12 protein-coding genes are annotated in these 15,706 nt (G+C 72.8%); 11 read left to right on the plus strand and 1 reads right to left on the minus strand.

What is annotated here, in order from left to right:
- The first annotated feature begins 196 nt into the window (after positions 1 to 196).
- The 9 genes from ACIQMR_RS24125 (at position 197) to ACIQMR_RS24165 (ending at position 11,762) form a co-directional block, all read left to right on the plus strand.
- Positions 197 to 985: a TIGR03084 family metal-binding protein gene (locus tag ACIQMR_RS24125; protein WP_401390790.1), complete on the plus strand. Its 789-nt coding sequence runs from the start codon at positions 197 to 199 to the stop codon at positions 983 to 985.
- Positions 986 to 987: 2 nt separating this feature from the next.
- Positions 988 to 2,667 (plus strand): acyclic terpene utilization AtuA family protein, encoded by a 1,680-nt coding sequence (locus tag ACIQMR_RS24130; protein WP_401391045.1) that lies wholly within the window; start codon positions 988 to 990, stop codon positions 2,665 to 2,667.
- Between the two features lie 151 nt (positions 2,668 to 2,818).
- Positions 2,819 to 4,420, plus strand: a complete 1,602-nt coding sequence (locus ACIQMR_RS24135) for an acyl-CoA carboxylase subunit beta (RefSeq protein ID WP_401390793.1) — start codon at positions 2,819 to 2,821, stop codon at positions 4,418 to 4,420.
- A gap of 10 nt (positions 4,421 to 4,430) precedes the next feature.
- Positions 4,431 to 6,371 carry a biotin carboxylase N-terminal domain-containing protein gene (locus tag ACIQMR_RS24140; protein ID WP_401390796.1) on the plus strand — a complete coding sequence of 647 codons (1,941 nt, stop codon included), beginning with the start codon at positions 4,431 to 4,433 and terminating at the stop codon, positions 6,369 to 6,371.
- Positions 6,368 to 7,504: an acyl-CoA dehydrogenase family protein gene (locus tag ACIQMR_RS24145; RefSeq protein ID WP_401390799.1), complete on the plus strand. Its 1,137-nt coding sequence runs from the start codon at positions 6,368 to 6,370 to the stop codon at positions 7,502 to 7,504. Before ACIQMR_RS24140 ends, ACIQMR_RS24145 begins: the two co-directional genes overlap by 4 nt.
- Positions 7,505 to 7,564: 60 nt before the next feature.
- Complete coding sequence (locus ACIQMR_RS24150) at positions 7,565 to 9,184, plus strand: 4-coumarate--CoA ligase family protein (RefSeq protein WP_401390802.1); 1,620 nt, start codon at positions 7,565 to 7,567, stop codon at positions 9,182 to 9,184.
- The gene (locus ACIQMR_RS24155) at positions 9,181 to 9,915 is read left to right on the plus strand and encodes an enoyl-CoA hydratase family protein (protein ID WP_401390804.1); all 735 of its coding nucleotides are present in this window, start codon (positions 9,181 to 9,183) and stop codon (positions 9,913 to 9,915) included. Before ACIQMR_RS24150 ends, ACIQMR_RS24155 begins: the two co-directional genes overlap by 4 nt.
- A complete protein-coding gene (locus tag ACIQMR_RS24160) occupies positions 9,903 to 10,481 on the plus strand; it encodes a TetR/AcrR family transcriptional regulator (protein WP_401390806.1) in 579 nt (192 codons plus the stop codon). The genes ACIQMR_RS24155 and ACIQMR_RS24160 overlap by 13 nt, the downstream gene beginning before the upstream one ends.
- 249 nt (positions 10,482 to 10,730) lie before the next feature.
- Entirely contained in the window at positions 10,731 to 11,762 is a 1,032-nt protein-coding gene (locus tag ACIQMR_RS24165) for an isopenicillin N synthase family dioxygenase (RefSeq protein WP_401390809.1), read from the plus strand.
- Between the two features lie 63 nt (positions 11,763 to 11,825).
- Here ACIQMR_RS24165 and ACIQMR_RS24170 read toward each other — a convergent pair whose 3' ends face one another.
- Positions 11,826 to 12,929, minus strand: a complete 1,104-nt coding sequence (locus ACIQMR_RS24170) for a citrate synthase 2 (protein WP_401390812.1) — start codon at positions 12,927 to 12,929, stop codon at positions 11,826 to 11,828.
- 291 nt (positions 12,930 to 13,220) lie between these two features.
- On the opposite strand from ACIQMR_RS24170, the gene pdxH reads away from it, so the two are divergent.
- The gene (pdxH, locus tag ACIQMR_RS24175; protein WP_401391048.1) at positions 13,221 to 13,853 is read left to right on the plus strand and encodes a pyridoxamine 5'-phosphate oxidase; all 633 of its coding nucleotides are present in this window, start codon (positions 13,221 to 13,223) and stop codon (positions 13,851 to 13,853) included.
- Between the two features lie 486 nt (positions 13,854 to 14,339).
- Entirely contained in the window at positions 14,340 to 15,701 is a 1,362-nt protein-coding gene (locus ACIQMR_RS24180; RefSeq protein ID WP_401390815.1) for a PAS domain-containing protein, read from the plus strand.
- The last annotated feature ends 5 nt before the right edge of the window (positions 15,702 to 15,706 follow it).

The following is a 15,706-nucleotide window of genomic DNA, read 5'->3' on the forward strand; positions in this document are numbered from 1 at the left end:
CGCCCGGCCACTTCGGCAGCCCGCCCCGCCCCTTTCGGCAGAGCGCCGTGCCCCTCCTTCGGAGCCCGATCCGTCCCTTTCGGCAGCCCCGCCCACCCCACCCCCGGCTCGAAAAAGTAAAGCAAGCACGCTTGCTTGTTTCTGTTCGCGCTGCCATGCTCCGGGGCACCACGCCGTGTCCCGGAGGGAGCGCCCCGTGCCCGACCCCGCGGTCGTCATCGACGACCTGCGCGCAGAGAGCGAGGAACTCGACGGCCTCGTCGGCGAGTTGAGTGACGAGCAGTGGGCGACCGCGACACCCGCGGCCGGCTGGACCATCGCCCACCAGATCGCCCATCTCGCCTGGACCGACGAGGTCGCGCTGCTCGCCGTCACCAACCCCGGAGCGTTCGCCGAGGAGGTCGAGAAGGCCCTCGTCGCGCCCGACACCTTCGTCGACCGTGCCGCCGAAGCCGGCGCCCGCCGGCCGCCCCGGGAGCTGCTCGCCCACTGGCGGGCCGGTCGCGACGGGCTCCGGCAGGCCCTGGGCGACGCGCCCGCCGGGTCCCGTTTCCCCTGGTACGGGCCGCCCATGAGCGCCACGTCGATGGCCACCGCGCGGCTGATGGAGACCTGGGCGCACGGCCAGGACGTCGCCGACGCGCTCGGCGTCGTACGGGAACCGACCGCCCGGCTGCGGCACGTCGCGCACATCGGTGTACGGGCCCGTGGCTACGCCTACACCGTGCGCGGGATCGAACCGCCGAAGCAGGAGTTCCGGGTCGAACTCACCGGCCCCGACGGCGAGCTGTGGGCGTACGGGCCCGAGGACGCGGCCCAGAGGGTCACCGGCCCCGCGCTGGACTTCTGTCTGCTGGTGACCCAGCGCGCGCACCGCGACGACCTCGCCGTACGCGCCGAGGGTGCCGAGGCCGACCGCTGGCTGGACATCGCCCAGGCCTTCGCGGGCCCCGCCGGTCCCGGGCGCGCGCCCAAGGGGGCGTGAGCATGCTGCGCATCGGCAACGCGTCCGGCTTCTACGGCGACCGCTTCGACGCGATGAGCGAGATGCTCACCGGCGGCGCACTCGACGTCCTCACCGGGGACTATCTCGCCGAGCTCACCATGCTCATCCTCGGCCGCGACCGGATGAAGGACCCGCGCCTCGGCTACGCCAAGACGTTCCTGCGCCAGCTGGAGGAGAGCCTCGGGCTCGCCCACGAGCGCGGCGTGCGGATCGTCGCCAACGCGGGCGGACTCAACCCGGCCGGACTCGCCGACGCCGTACGCGAACTCGCGGCCCGTGTCGGCGTACCCGTACGGGTCGCACACGTCGAGGGCGACGACCTCTCCGCCCGCTTCCCCGGCACGCTCGCCGCGAACGCCTACCTCGGCGGCGCCGGCATCGCCGCGTGCCTGCGCGCCGGGGCCGACGTCGTCGTCACCGGACGCGTCACGGACGCCGCGCTCGTCACCGGGCCCGCGCAGTGGCACTTCGGCTGGGGGCCCGAGGAGTACGACGCGCTCGCCGGCGCGGTCGTCGCCGGGCACGTCCTGGAGTGCGGGACGCAGGCGACGGGCGGCAACTACTCCTTCTTCACCGGACATGACGTGCGGCGGCCCGGCTTCCCCGCCGCCGAAGTGCACGCCGACGGCTCCTGCGTCATCACCAAGCACGACGGCACCGGCGGAGTCGTCGACGTCGGCACGGTGACGGCTCAGCTGCTGTACGAGACGGGCGGTGCGCGGTACGCGGGACCCGACGTCACCGCGCGCCTCGACTCCGTACGCCTCACCCAGGACGGCCCCGACCGCGTCCGTGTCGACGGCGTACGCGGCGAGGCCCCGCCGCCCACCCTCAAGACCGGCCTCAACCGTCTCGGCGGGTGGCGCAACGAAGTCGTGTTCGTCCTGACCGGCCTCGACATCGACGCCAAGGCGCGGCTCGTGCGCGACCAGATCGAGGACGCCTTCGCCCGGGCCAAGTCCCGTCCCGGGGAGGTCCGCTGGGACCTGGCCCGCACCGACCGCCCCGACGCGGACACCGAGGAGACCGCAAGCGCGCTGCTGCGGCTGGTGGTACGGGATCCGGACGCGGAGGCCGTGGGCCGCGTCGTCAGCGGCGCCGCGATCGAGGCGGCACTCGGCAGCTACCCGGGCTTCCACGTCACCGCCCCGCCGGGAAAGGGAACGCCCTACGGCGTCTTCGAAACGGCGTACGTGGACGCGACCACGGTGGAGCACGTCGCCGTGCTGCCGGACGGGCGGCGCGAGACGGTACAGGCGGCCGCGCACACCCGCGCCCTGGAGCCTGCCCTCGACCCGGACCTGCCCGAGCCGCTCCCCGTCGGCGGTCCGGTGCGCCGCGCCCCGCTCGGCCTCGTCGCGGGCGCGCGCAGCGGTGACAAGGGCGGCGACGCGAACGTCGGCGTGTGGGTGCGCACGGACGAGGCGTGGCGGTGGCTGGCTCACGAGCTGACGGTGGACCGCTTCCGTGAACTTCTCCCGGAAACCGCGGACCTGCGTGTCGTACGGCACGTTCTGCCCAATCTGCGGGCGCTGAACTTCGTCGTCCACGGGCTGCTGGGGGAGGGCGTCGCCGCCCAGGCCCGCTTCGACCCGCAGGCGAAGGCGGTGGGCGAGTGGTTGCGCGCCCGGTACGTGGATGTGCCGGAGGTGCTGCTGTGACGGCGCGGGGCAGGGGAGAAGGCCCCGCGCGGCGGCCCTCCCACGCCCGTCCGTACGCGCCCACGCCCTGCGCCCGTCCGTACGCGCCCAGCCTCCGCGCTCGTCCGTACGCGCCCACGCCCCGCACCCGCACCGGAGGTGACCCGGCCCCATGACCGTTCTCGCCACAGCGCTCGACACCACGTCCCCCGACCACACCGCCCACCGCACCGCGATGCTCGCCAAGCTGGACGCGCTCGACGCCGAGCACGCCAAGGCACTCGCCGGCGGCGGCGAGAAGTACACGGCCCGGCACCGGAAGCGGGGCAAGCTGCTCGCCCGTGAGCGGATCGAGCTCCTTCTCGACCCGGACACCCCGTTCCTGGAGCTGTCGCCGCTCGCCGCCTGGGGGAGCGACTATCCGGTCGGGGCCTCCCTCGTCACCGGCATCGGCACGGTCGAGGGCGTCGAGTGCCTGATCACGGCCAACGACCCGACCGTACGCGGCGGAGCCAGCAACCCCTGGACCCTGAAGAAGGCGCTCCGCGCGAACGAGATCGCGTTCGCCAACCGCCTGCCTGTCATCAGCCTCGTCGAGTCCGGCGGCGCCGACCTCCCCTCCCAGAAGGAGATCTTCATCCCGGGCGGGGCCCTCTTCCGCGACCTCACCCGGCTCTCCGCCGCCGGCATCCCGACCATCGCCGTCGTCTTCGGCAATTCCACCGCCGGCGGGGCGTACGTCCCCGGCATGTCGGACCACACGGTCATGATCAAGGAGCAGTCGAAGGTCTTCCTCGGCGGACCGCCGCTCGTGAAGATGGCCACCGGCGAGGAGAGCGACGACGAGTCCCTCGGCGGCGCCGAGATGCACGCCCGTACGTCCGGGCTCGCCGACCACTACGCCGTCGACGAGCACGACGCCGTCCGTCACGCCCGTCGTATCGTCGCGCGGCTCAACCACCGCAAGGCGCACCCCGGTCCCTCCGTCCCGGCCGAGCCCCCGAAGTACGACGAGGACGAACTCCTCGGCATCGTCCCCGAGGACCTGAAGACGCCCTTCGACCCGCGCGAGGTCATCGCACGGATCGTCGACGGCTCGGACTTCGACGAGTTCAAGCCGCTGTACGGGACGAGCCTGGTCACCGGCTGGGCGCGGCTGCACGGACATCCCGTCGGCATCCTCGCCAACGCGCAGGGCGTGCTGTTCAGCGCCGAGTCGCAGAAGGCCGCGCAGTTCATCCAGCTCGCCAACCAGCGGGACATCCCCCTGGTCTTCCTGCACAACACCACCGGCTACATGGTCGGCAAGGAGTACGAGCAGGGCGGCATCATCAAGCACGGCGCGATGATGATCAACGCGGTGTCGAACTCGAAGGTCCCGCACCTGTCCGTCCTGATGGGCGCGTCGTACGGCGCTGGGCACTACGGCATGTGCGGGCGGGCCTACGACCCGCGTTTCCTCTTCGCCTGGCCCAGCGCCAAGTCCGCCGTCATGGGACCCCAGCAGCTCGCGGGGGTGCTGTCGATCGTGGCCCGCGCGTCGGCCGCGGCGAAGGGGCAGCCGTACGACGACGAGGCCGACGCCGGTCTGCGCGCGATGGTCGAGCAGCAGATCGAGACGGAGTCGCTCCCGATGTTCCTGTCCGGGCGGCTCTACGACGACGGCGTCATCGACCCGCGCGACACCCGCACCGTCCTCGGGCTGTGCCTGTCGGCGATCCACACGGCACCGGTCGAGGGCGCGCGCGGCGGCTTCGGCGTCTTCCGGATGTGAGGTCCTGATCGTGATCCAGTCAGTTCTTGTCGCGAACCGGGGCGAGATCGCCTGCCGGGTCTTCCGCACCTGCCGTGAGCTGGGCGTCGCGACCGTCGCGGTGTACTCGGACCCGGACGCGGGAGCGCTGCACGTACGGGAGGCCGACGCGGCCGTACGCCTTCCGGGCGCGACCCCCGCCGAGACGTATCTGCGCGGCGACCTGATCGTGAAGGCGGCGCTCGCCGCGGGCGCGGACGCCGTCCACCCCGGCTACGGATTCCTCTCCGAGAACGCCGGCTTCGCCCGCGAGGTGATCGACGCGGGCCTGGTGTGGATCGGCCCGCCCCCGGAGGCCATCGAGGCCATGGCGTCCAAGACGCGCGCCAAGGAACTCATGGGGATCGCGCCGCTCGCCGTGGACGGGCTCGGCGAGGAAGACCTGCCGGTGCTGGTCAAGGCGGCGGCGGGCGGCGGCGGGCGCGGCATGCGCGTCGTACGCGAACTGGCCGACCTGGAAGGGGAGGTGGAGGCGGCGCGGGCCGAGGCGCTGAGCGCCTTCGGGGACGGTGAGGTCTTCGTCGAGCCGTACGTCGAAGGCGGCCGCCATGTCGAGGTGCAGATCCTCGCCGACGCGCACGGCACCGTATGGGCGCTCGGCACCCGCGACTGCTCCCTCCAGCGCCGCCACCAGAAGGTCGTCGAGGAGGCGCCGGCTCCCGGGCTGGGCCCGGAACTCGCCGCCACGCTGGAGGAGATGGCGCTCCGCGCGGCCCGCGCGACGGACTACCGCGGCGCGGGCACGGTCGAGTTCCTGGTCGTCGGCGAGCGGGCCCACTTCCTGGAGATGAACACCCGCCTCCAGGTCGAGCACCCCGTCACCGAGGAAGTGTTCGGCGTCGACCTCGTGGCCCTCCAGCTCCAGGTCGCCGAGGGAGCCCGCCTTCCCGCCGACCCGCCCACCGCCCGGGGCCACGCCGTGGAGGCGCGCCTCTACGCCGAGGATCCGGCGCGAGCCTGGTCCCCCCAGACGGGTGCGCTGCACGCGCTGTCCTTCACGGCCGGCCCGGCCACGAACGCGGTCGACGGGGTCCCCAGGACCCGGGTCGACACCGGGTACGCCGAGGGCGACCGGATCGGGGTGCACTACGACGCGATGATCGCGAAGGTCGTCGTATGGGCGCCCACGCGGGAGGAGGCCGTGCGGCGGCTCGCGGCGGATCTGGGGCGGGGGCGCGTGCACGGGCCCGTCACCAACCGGGAGCTGCTCGTACGGTCCCTGCGGCACCCCGAGTTCGTCTCCGCGCGGATGGACACCGGATTCTTCGACCGGCATCTGCCGGAGCTGACCGCCGCCGGCGGTGGCGAGGACGTCGCCGCGGTCGCGGCCGCCCTCGCCGATGCCGCGGCGCGCACCGGAGCGGGCGTCGGTGGCTGGCGCAATCTCCCCTCGCAGCCGCAGGTGAAGCGCTACGCCGGCCGTGAGGGCGAGTACGAGGTGCGCTACCGCCCCACCCGCGGCGGCGGCATGGAGGTCGAGGACCTTCCCGGTGTGCGGGTCGTCCGGTTCGCCCCGCACGCGGTGCGGCTCGAAGTGGACGGTGTGGAACGAGAGTTCCCCGTCGTGCGCCACGGCGACCGCGTGTACGTCGGCAACACCGCCCTGACCGTGCTGCCGCGCTTCCCCGACCCCACCGCCCAGCGCGAACCCGGCTCCCTGCTCGCGCCCATGCCCGGCACCGTCGTCCGCGTCGCCGACGGCCTGGCGCCCGGTGCGACGGTCACCGCGGGACAACCCCTCATCTGGCTGGAGGCGATGAAGATGGAGCACCGGATCTCCGCTCCCGCCTCCGGCACGCTCACCGCGCTCCACGCCGCCCCCGGCCGCCAGGTCGAGGTCGGCGCCCTTCTCGCCGTCGTACAAGCCGTACAAGCCGCAGAGGCCGCCGTACAGGAGGAGCCCGCATCATGACCACGATCATCGAGAGCGAAGAGCACACCGCACTGCGCGCCGCCGTCTCCGCGCTCGGACAGCGGCACGGCCGCGGCTACGACCGCGAGACGCTGTGGGCGGAGGCCGCCAAGCTGGGATACCTCGGCGTCAACCTCCCGGAGGAGCACGGCGGCGGAGGCGGCGGCATGGCCGAGCTGTCCATCGTCCTGGAGGAGCTCGGAGCCGCCGGCTGCCCGCTGCTCATGATGGTCGTCTCGCCCGCCATCTGCGGCACCGTCATCGCCCGCTTCGGCACCGAGGAGCAGCGGCGGACGTGGCTGCCCGGTCTCGCCGACGGCACCCGCACCATGGCCTTCGGCATCACCGAGCCCGACGCCGGCTCGAATTCGCACCGGATCACGACCACGGCCCGCCGCTCCGAGAGCGGAGGCTGGATCCTCACGGGCCGCAAGGTCTTCATCTCAGGCGTCGACATCGCCGACGCGACCCTCATCGTCGGTCGCACCGAGGACGCCAGGACCGGCAGGCTCAAGCCGTGCCTCTTCATCGTCCCCCGCGACGCCCCCGGCTTCACACGCTCGGGGATCGACATGGAACTGCAGGCCCAGGAGAAGCAGTTCGAGCTGGTCCTCGACGACGTGGAACTGCCCGAGGACGCGCTCGTCGGTGACCAGGACGCGGGCCTGCTCCAGCTCTTCGCCGGGCTGAACCCGGAGCGGATCATGACCGCGGCCTTCGCGATCGGCATGGGGCGCTACGCGCTGGCCCGCGCCGTGGAGTACGCGAAGGAACGGCAGGTCTGGAAGGCCCCCATCGGCGCCCACCAGGCCATCGCCCACCCTCTGGCGCAGTCCCACATAGAGCTGGAACTCGCCCGGCTGATGATGCAGAAGGCCGCGGCGCTGTACGACGCGGGCGACGACCTGGGCGCCGGGGAGGCCGCCAACATGGCCAAGTACGCGGCAGGCGAGGCCTGTGTGAAGGCCGTCGACCAGGCCGTCCACACGCTCGGCGGCAACGGCCTCACCCGCGAGTACGGCCTGGCCTCGCTGATCACCGCGGCCCGCGTCGCCCGGATCGCCCCGGTCAGCCGGGAGATGATCCTCAACTTCGTATCCCACCAGTCCCTGGGTCTCCCCAAGTCGTACTGACAGGGGCGATTCTGGCGAGCACGACTCTGGCGAGCACGACTCGACCGTGAAGGGGCTGTCATGGTGATGCACCACAGCGAGTACGCGGATGTCCCGTCCCTCTCCGTCCCCATCCACGACGCGGTCCTGGGCCGGGCGGCCGAGTACGGCGACGCCGTCGCCCTGATCGACGGGACCGACAGGACCGGCGCCACGACGATCACGTACGCGCAGCTCGACACGTTCCACCGCCGGCTCGCCGCCGCGTTCGCCGACGCCGGCGTGCGCAAGGGCGACGTCCTCGCCCTGCACAGCCCCAACTCGGTCGCCTACCCGGCGGTCTTCTACGGCGCCACGCGCGCCGGGGCGTCGGTCACGACCGTCCATCCGCTCGCCACGGCGGAGGAGTTCGCCAAGCAGCTCTCGGACTCCTCCGCCCGCTGGATCGTGACCGTCTCCCCGCTCCTCGAAGCGGCCCGCCGCGCCGCGGAACTCGTGGGCGGCATCGAGGAGATCTTCGTCTGCGACGAGGCGGACGGGCACCGCTCCATCCGCACCATGCTCGGCTCCGCCGCGCCGGAACCCGTGCTCGCCATCGACCCGGTCGAGGACGTCGCCGCGCTCCCGTACTCCTCAGGGACCACGGGCATCCCCAAGGGCGTCATGCTCACCCACCGGTCCATCGCCACCAACCTGGCACAGCTGGAACCGTTCATCCCGATGGGCCCGGGCGACCGCATCCTCGCGGTGCTGCCGTTCTTCCACATATACGGCCTCACCGCCCTGATGAACGCCCCGCTGCGCAAGGGCGCCACCGTCGTCGTCCTGCCCCGGTTCGACCTGGAGCAGTTCCTCGCGGCGATAGAGAAGCACCGCATCAACGGCCTGTACGTCGCCCCGCCGATCGTCCTCGCGCTCGCCAAGCACCCGGCGGTCGCGCAGTACGACCTGTCGTCGCTGGAGTACATCGTCAGCGCCGCCGCCCCGCTCGACGCGCAGCTCGCCCGGGCCTGCTCGGCCCGGCTGGGGCTGCCGCCGGTCCGGCAGGCGTACGGCATGACCGAGCTGTCGCCCGGCACCCATGTCGTGCCGCTGTCCGCGCCGAACCCGCCCGCCGGCGCCGTCGGCAAGCTGCTGCCGAACACCGAGATGCGGATCCTGTCCCTCGACGACCCCGGCCAGGACGTGGCGCCGGGCGAGGAGGGCGAGATCGCCATCCGGGGGCCGCAGGTGATGAAGGGCTACCTCGGCCGCCCCGAGGCCACCGCCGACATGATCGACGCCGACGGATGGGTGCACACCGGAGACATCGGCCGCGTCGACGAGGACGGCTGGCTGTTCGTCGTCGACCGGGTCAAGGAACTCATCAAGTACAAGGGCTTCCAGGTCGCCCCGGCCGAGCTGGAGGCCCTTCTCCTCACCCACGAGGGCATTGCGGACGCCGCGGTGATCGGGGTCTACGACGAGGACGGCAACGAGGTCCCGAAGGCGTACGTCGTACGGCAGCCGGCGGCGGCCGAGCTGACCGGCGACGACGTCCTCGCCTACGTGGCCGAGCGCGTCGCCCCGTACAAGAAGGTCCGCCGAATCGAGTTCATCGGCGGGGTCCCACGGGCGGCGTCGGGGAAGATCCTGCGCCGCGAACTGCGCGACCGGGAGGACCGGGCAGGCCGGGAGGACCGGGAGAAGGAGACCACGTGACACTCATCAGCACGGCGTCCGAGCGCGGCATCACGACGCTGACCCTGGACTCGCCGGAGAACCGCAACGCCCTGTCGGCGCGGCTCGTCGGCGAGCTGGCCGACGCGGTGACCGCGTGCGGCAAGGACCCGGCCGTACGGGCCGTCGTCCTCACCCACACCGGCGGCACCTTCAGCGCCGGCGCCGACCTGAAGGAGCCGCCGAACCCGTACACCTTCGTCGCGCTGCTCCGGCAGATCGTCGAACTGCCGAAGCCGGTGGTGGCGCGCGTGACGGGCCACGCACGGGCCGGCGGGCTCGGCCTCGTCGGCGCCTGCGACGTCGCGGCCGCCTCGGCCGGGTCCGACTTCGCGTTCACGGAGGTACGGATCGGGGTCGCCCCGGCGGTCATCTCCCTGCCGCTGCTGCCCCGCCTGGAGCCGCGCGCCGCGGCCCGCTACTACCTGAGCGGGGAGCGCTTCGACGCCGCGGAGGCCGCCCGTCTCGGACTGGTGACGGCCGTCGGCGACGACGTGGACGCGGTCCTCGCGCCGGTGCTCGACGGCTTCCGCAAGGCCTCCCCACAGGCCCTGGACGCGACGAAACAGCTGCTCACAGCTAGGGTGCGGGAGACCTTCGACCGCGACGCGGAGGATCTCGTGCAGCGCTCGGCGTCGCTCTTCGCCTCGGCGGAGGCGCGCGAGGGGATGACCGCCTTCCTCGAACGACGGGATCCTGCATGGCTGTTGTGACCGCCCCGAAGCAGGACCGCAGCCGGGCCACCCGGCAGCGGCTCCTGCAGGCCGCGGTGGCCTGCCTCGCCGAACGCGGCTGGGCGGGCTCGACCGTCTCGGTGGTCGCCGAGCGGGCCGGGGTCTCGCGGGGCGCGGCACAGCACCACTTCCCGACCCGGGAGGACCTGTTCACCGCGGCGGTCGAGTACGTCGCCGAGGAACGCTCCTCGGCCCTGCGCGCCCTCCCCGTCCAGAACCGGTCGGCCGTGCTGGAGGCCCTCGTCGACCTCTACACCGGCCCCCTCTTCCGCGCCGCCCTCCATCTGTGGGTCGCCGCCTCCAACGAGGAACAGCTGCGCGCCCGCGTCACCGAACTGGAGGCCCGCGTCGGCCGTGAGACCCACCGGATAGCGGTGGAGCTCCTGGGGGCGGACGAGTCGGAGCCGGGGGTACGGGAAACGGTCCAGGGCCTGCTGGACATGGCGCGCGGGCTGGGCCTGGCGAACCTGCTGACGGACGACGCGGCGCGACGCAAGCGGGTGGTGGCGCAGTGGGGGCGGCTGCTGCACGAGGTGCTGGGGTGACCCGGGTCACCCCGCCCGTCGTACCCCGGGCGTATTCTTGCCGCATGCTTCCGCTCGTACGACGCCGCCACGTGGACTTCCTCCGCGTCACGAGCATGGGCTGTCGGGCTCACCGCTGACCCCCGACGCAGGCCCCCCTTCCATCCCACCCGGTCCTCCGGCCCCCGCCGCACCACGGCGGACGCCGACAGCACGCGTACCCGGTCATCACCGGGACCGGCGACCGGGGCACGACCAGCGGACGCACCCATGTCTCACTCGACGTCTCACTCGAACTTCTCGCAGCTCCCGGTCATCGACCTCTCCGCCGCCGACCGCGGCCCCGCCGCGCGCGGCGAGCTGCACGCCCGGCTCCACGGCGCCGCCCATGACGTCGGCTTCTTCCAGCTGACCGGCCACGGTGTGTCCCAGGACGAGACCGATGCGCTCATGACGGCGATGCGCGACTTCTTCGCCCTGCCCGAGGCCGACCGGCTCGCCATCGACAACATCAACTCACCGCACTTCCGTGGCTACACGCGCATCGGCGACGAGCACACCGGCGGCAGCCGGGACTGGCGCGACCAGCTCGACATCGGCGCCGAGCGGCCCGCGCGCATACCGGGCCCCGGCCAGCCCGCCTACTGGTGGCTGGAGGGCCCCAACCAGTGGCCGGCGGCCCTTCCCGGGCTGCGCGGCGCCGCGCTCGACTGGATCGACCGGCTCAGCGCGGTCGCCCACAAGCTGCTCCACGAACTCCTCGCGGCGATCGGCGCCCCGCCGGACTTCTACGACGACATCTTCGGCGACCGGGCGCATCTGCACCTCAAACTGGTGCGCTACCCCGGCAGCGCCGGGGACGGTGCGGACCAGGGAGTCGGCGCCCACAAGGACTACGGCTTCCTGACCCTGCTCCACCAGGACCGGATCGGCGGCCTCCAGGTGCAGCGCGAGGACGGCGCCTTCCACGACGTACCGCCGCTGCCCGGCGCGTTCGTCGTCAACCTCGGCGAACTCCTCGAAGTCGCCACCAACGGCTATCTGCTCGCCACCAACCACCGCGTGGTCAGCCCGCCCGGAGCCACCGAGCGGTATTCGGTGCCGTTCTTCTTCAACCCGCGTCTGGACGCGCGTGTCGCCCCGCTGCCGTTCCGGTACGCGGCGGGCGCGCCCGGTGTCACCGCCGACCCCGCCAACCCGCTGTTCGCGGAGTACGGGCGCAACGAGCTCAAGGGCAAGCTGCGGGCCCACCCGCAGGTCGCCGCCCGCCACCACGCGCAACTCGTGGAGCGGGCGGCCTGACCCGGACCGCGCCCGACCCGGACCCGGGTCGGTGCGAGGCCCGGTGAGGACCTGCGAGGCGTCTCAGCGGGCGGTGATGTCGGCGTACCCCTCGATCTCGCGCGGGTCGCGCGAGCCGGGACCGATGTAGCGGGCGGACGGACGCACCAGCCGCCCGGTGCGCTTCTGCTCCAGGATGTGCGCCGACCAGCCGGCCGTACGGGCGCACGTGAACATCGACGTGAACATGTGTGCCGGGACCTCGGCGAAGTCCAGCATGATCGCCGCCCAGAACTCCACGTTCGTCGCCAGGACCCGATCCGGGCGGCGGTTGTGCAGCTCCTCCAGCGCGGCCGTCTCCAGCGCCTCCGCGATCTCGTAGCGCGGCGCGCCCAGCTCCTTCGCGGTGCGCCGCAGCACACGGGCGCGCGGGTCCTCGGCCCGGTACACCCGGTGGCCGAAGCCCATGAGCCGCTCGCCCTTGTCCAGGGCCTTCCTCACATAGGCGACGGCGTCCCCCGTCCGCTCGATCTCCTCGATCATGCCGAGGACGCGGGACGGCGCGCCGCCGTGCAGCGGACCGGACATCGCGCCCACGGCACCGGAGAGCGCGGCCGCCACGTCGGCGCCGGTCGAGGCGATGACCCGGGCGGTGAACGTCGAGGCGTTCATGCCGTGCTCCGCGGCCGACGTCCAGTACGCGTCGACGGCCTTCACGTGCTTCGGGTCCGGCTCACCACGCCAGCGGATCATGAACCGCTCGACGACCGACTGCGCCTTGTCGATCTCCCGCTGCGGCACCATCGGCAGACCCTGCCCGCGGGCACTCTGTGCCACGTACGACAGCGCCATCACGGCGGCCCGCGCGAGATCGTCGCGCGCCTGGGCCTCGTCGATGTCGAGGAGCGGCTTCAGGCCCCACACGGGAGCGAGCATCGCCAGCGCCGACTGCACGTCGACGCGGATGTCACCGGAGTGGACCGGGATCGGGAACGGCTCGGCGGCCGGAAGGCCGGGGTTGAACGCCCCGTCGACCAGCAGGCCCCACACGTTCCCGAACGAGACGTGACCGACGAGATCCTCGATGTCGACGCCGCGGTAGCGGAGCGCGCCGCCCTCCTTGTCGGGTTCGGCGATCTCGGTCTCGAACGCGACGACTCCCTCTAGTCCGGGTACGAAGTCGGACATCAGGCGGCTCCTCATGATGTGTGCGAGACAAGCTTCGGCCCGGGTGGGTCACCACTCCGGTGATGCCCCGAGCGGAGGGAGGTCATCCTCTCCGCGTCGTAGGGAGGCCACAGCGGCCCAGCGCCGATTTTGGCGGGTCCCGATGATGCGGGGGAAGCGTGACATCCGGCACAGTCCGCCGATCCGGTCGCGGAGGATCGGCGGCACTCGGTGCCGGGCGCACTCGGCGGCCGGTCACCGTGCCCCTAGGGCAGGATGACTCACGTGACCGACGCCCTCGACCCCGCCGCCATGCGCGAGCACTACCGCTCGACGCCCCTCGACGAGGCGGACCTGCCCGCCGAGCCGATGGAGCAGTTCGTCCACTGGTTCAAGGACGCCGCGGCCGGCCACCTCCACGAGCCGAACGCCATGATCGTCTCCACGGCCACGCCCGACGGCCGCCCCTCGTCCCGGACGGTGCTGCTCAAGCACTTCGACGACCGCGGCTTCGTCTTCTACACGAACCACGCCTCACGCAAGGGCCGCGAGATCGACGCCAACCCCCATGTCTCGCTGCTCTTCCCCTGGCACCCGCTGACCCGCCAGGTCATCGTCACCGGCACGGCGGCCCGCGTGGGCCGCGACGAGACGGTCGGCTACTTCCGTACCCGCCCCCACGGCTCCCAGCTCGGCGCCTGGGCAAGCCCCCAGTCCTCCGTCATCCCCTCCCGCGCGGAGCTGCTGCGCCGCTACGAGGAACTCGCCGCCCGCTACCCGGCGGGCGAGCAGGTGCCGGCGCCGCCGGAGTGGGGCGGTTACCGGGTCGTCCCGGAGACGGTCGAGTTCTGGCAGGGCCACGAGAACCGGCTGCACGACCGGCTGCGGTACGTGCGCACCGCGGAGGCGCCCACGGGCTGGCGGGTCGAGCGTCTGGCGCCCTGACCGCGGCGGTCGGCGCGCGACGTACGCGGAAAGCCGCCGGGACCCCGGAATCCGCCGGGATCCCCGGAAGCCGACCGGGACACGCGGAAACCGGCCGGACTACGCGGAAACCGTCCGTGACAAGCAGAAACCCGCGGGCTCTGGTTTCCTCCGAGGAGGAAGCCGGCCGGACGTACCGGCGAGCCCGCGGGTCGGTGACTGCTTGGATTACGGCAGACGGCCTGCCGAGGCGCACAGAGTGCGACGACGGGCCGTCAGCCCGCAGCCACCTCGCCTGTCCGGTAAGAAATCACTTCCGAACCACCTCCTTTCCAACGTGGGTCACACACTAGGAACCTCTTCGGGCTCGCTCAACCCCTTTTTTCGCACGCAACGATTTCCGCGAAATCAGTGTGTCCTGCATCACGTTCCAGTTGAATGATCGGGGGGTGCCGCTCGCGCGGAGGGCGGCACGGGTCGAGGACACGTCCTGCAGGGGGTGCCAGGATGAGTGCTTCCAGGAGCGAGACCACCAGCGCGCTGGGTCCGGACGAGCCGGAGCGGGACGGACCCGGTTCGGATCTGCTCGCGGCGCTGCTGGACGGGATGGACGCCGCGTTGTGCGCGTTCGACGCGGACGGGGTGATCACCCACTGGAACCGGGAGGCCGAGCGGATTCTCGGCTGGTCGCCCGAGGAGGCCGTCGGGCGGCGCGGGTTCGCGGGGTGGGCGGTGCGGACCGCGGACGCGGACGAGGTGCAGGGGCGGCTGCTGGCCGCCATGCGGGCCCCGGGACGGCAGGTTCACGAGTTCGCGCTGCTGCGCAAGGACGGCGGGCGGGTGCTCGTACGTACGCAGTCGGCCGGGGTGCGCGGCGCGGACGGGAAGCCGGCCGGGGTGTACTGCGCCTTCAGCGAGGTGCATGCGCAGATCGACCTGGAGCGGTCGATCGCGCTCAGCGAGGCGCTGTTCGAGGACGCCTCGTGGGGCGTCGTCATGGTCGACGTGGATCTGCGGCCTGCCGTCGTCAACGGGCAGGCGGCCCGGATGCTGGGCTCCGGCGGGCGGACGACGCTGCTCGGGCGGCCGCTCGGCGAGCTGATCGTGCAGGGCGTGGAGGAGCTGGAAGGCGCGCTGCACCATGTGCTCGCCGACGGTGCTCCGGGCGCCCTCGTCGAGCTGTGGGTGACGGTGCGGACGGACGAGGGCGAGCGGCGCAGATGCTGGCGCAGCGGATTCCTCAGGCTCGCCTCGCCGCTGGCCGAGGAACCGGTGCCGCTGGGCGTCGGCTGGCTCTTCCAGGACGTGACGGAGGCGAAACTCGCGGAGCAGGAGGCGGACCGGCTGCGGTTCCGGTTCAGCCAGCTGCACCGGGCCGCACGGGCGGCGGCCGAGTGCGAGGACCCGATGGAGGCGGCGACGGCCCAGGTGGACTTCGCGCTGGCCGGATTCGCCGACCACGCCCTGGTCGACGTGGTCTCGGAACGCGGCAAGCGGCTGCTGCGGGCGGCGGCGACGCCCTCCGGTGCGCCGGGGCCCGTCGCGCGGGTGGCCGGGACGGGGATTCCGCTGCGGTATCCCCAAGGTCATCCCGCGCTGCAGGCGATGGACCGCGTCGGCTCGGTCCGCGCCAGTGCGGGCGGCGCCAAGAGCGGCAGCGGCGCGTGGGCCTCGGAGCGCCAGTGGCCCGCGGACGCGGTCCACGCCCTCTGCACGGTGCTCCGCAGCCGCGGCCGCACCCTCGGCGTCCTCACCTTCCTGCGGTCGTCGCACCGGCCCGCGTTCGAACGTCCGGACGCGGCCTATGCGGAGACCGTCGCGACCCGCGTGGCGTCGGCGCTGGACCTGGCGGGGGTGGAGGGGGAGTAGCGGAC

This window comes from Streptomyces sp. NPDC091376, from assembly GCF_044757085.1.
Classification (GTDB): domain Bacteria; phylum Actinomycetota; class Actinomycetes; order Streptomycetales; family Streptomycetaceae; genus Streptomyces; species Streptomyces pratisoli.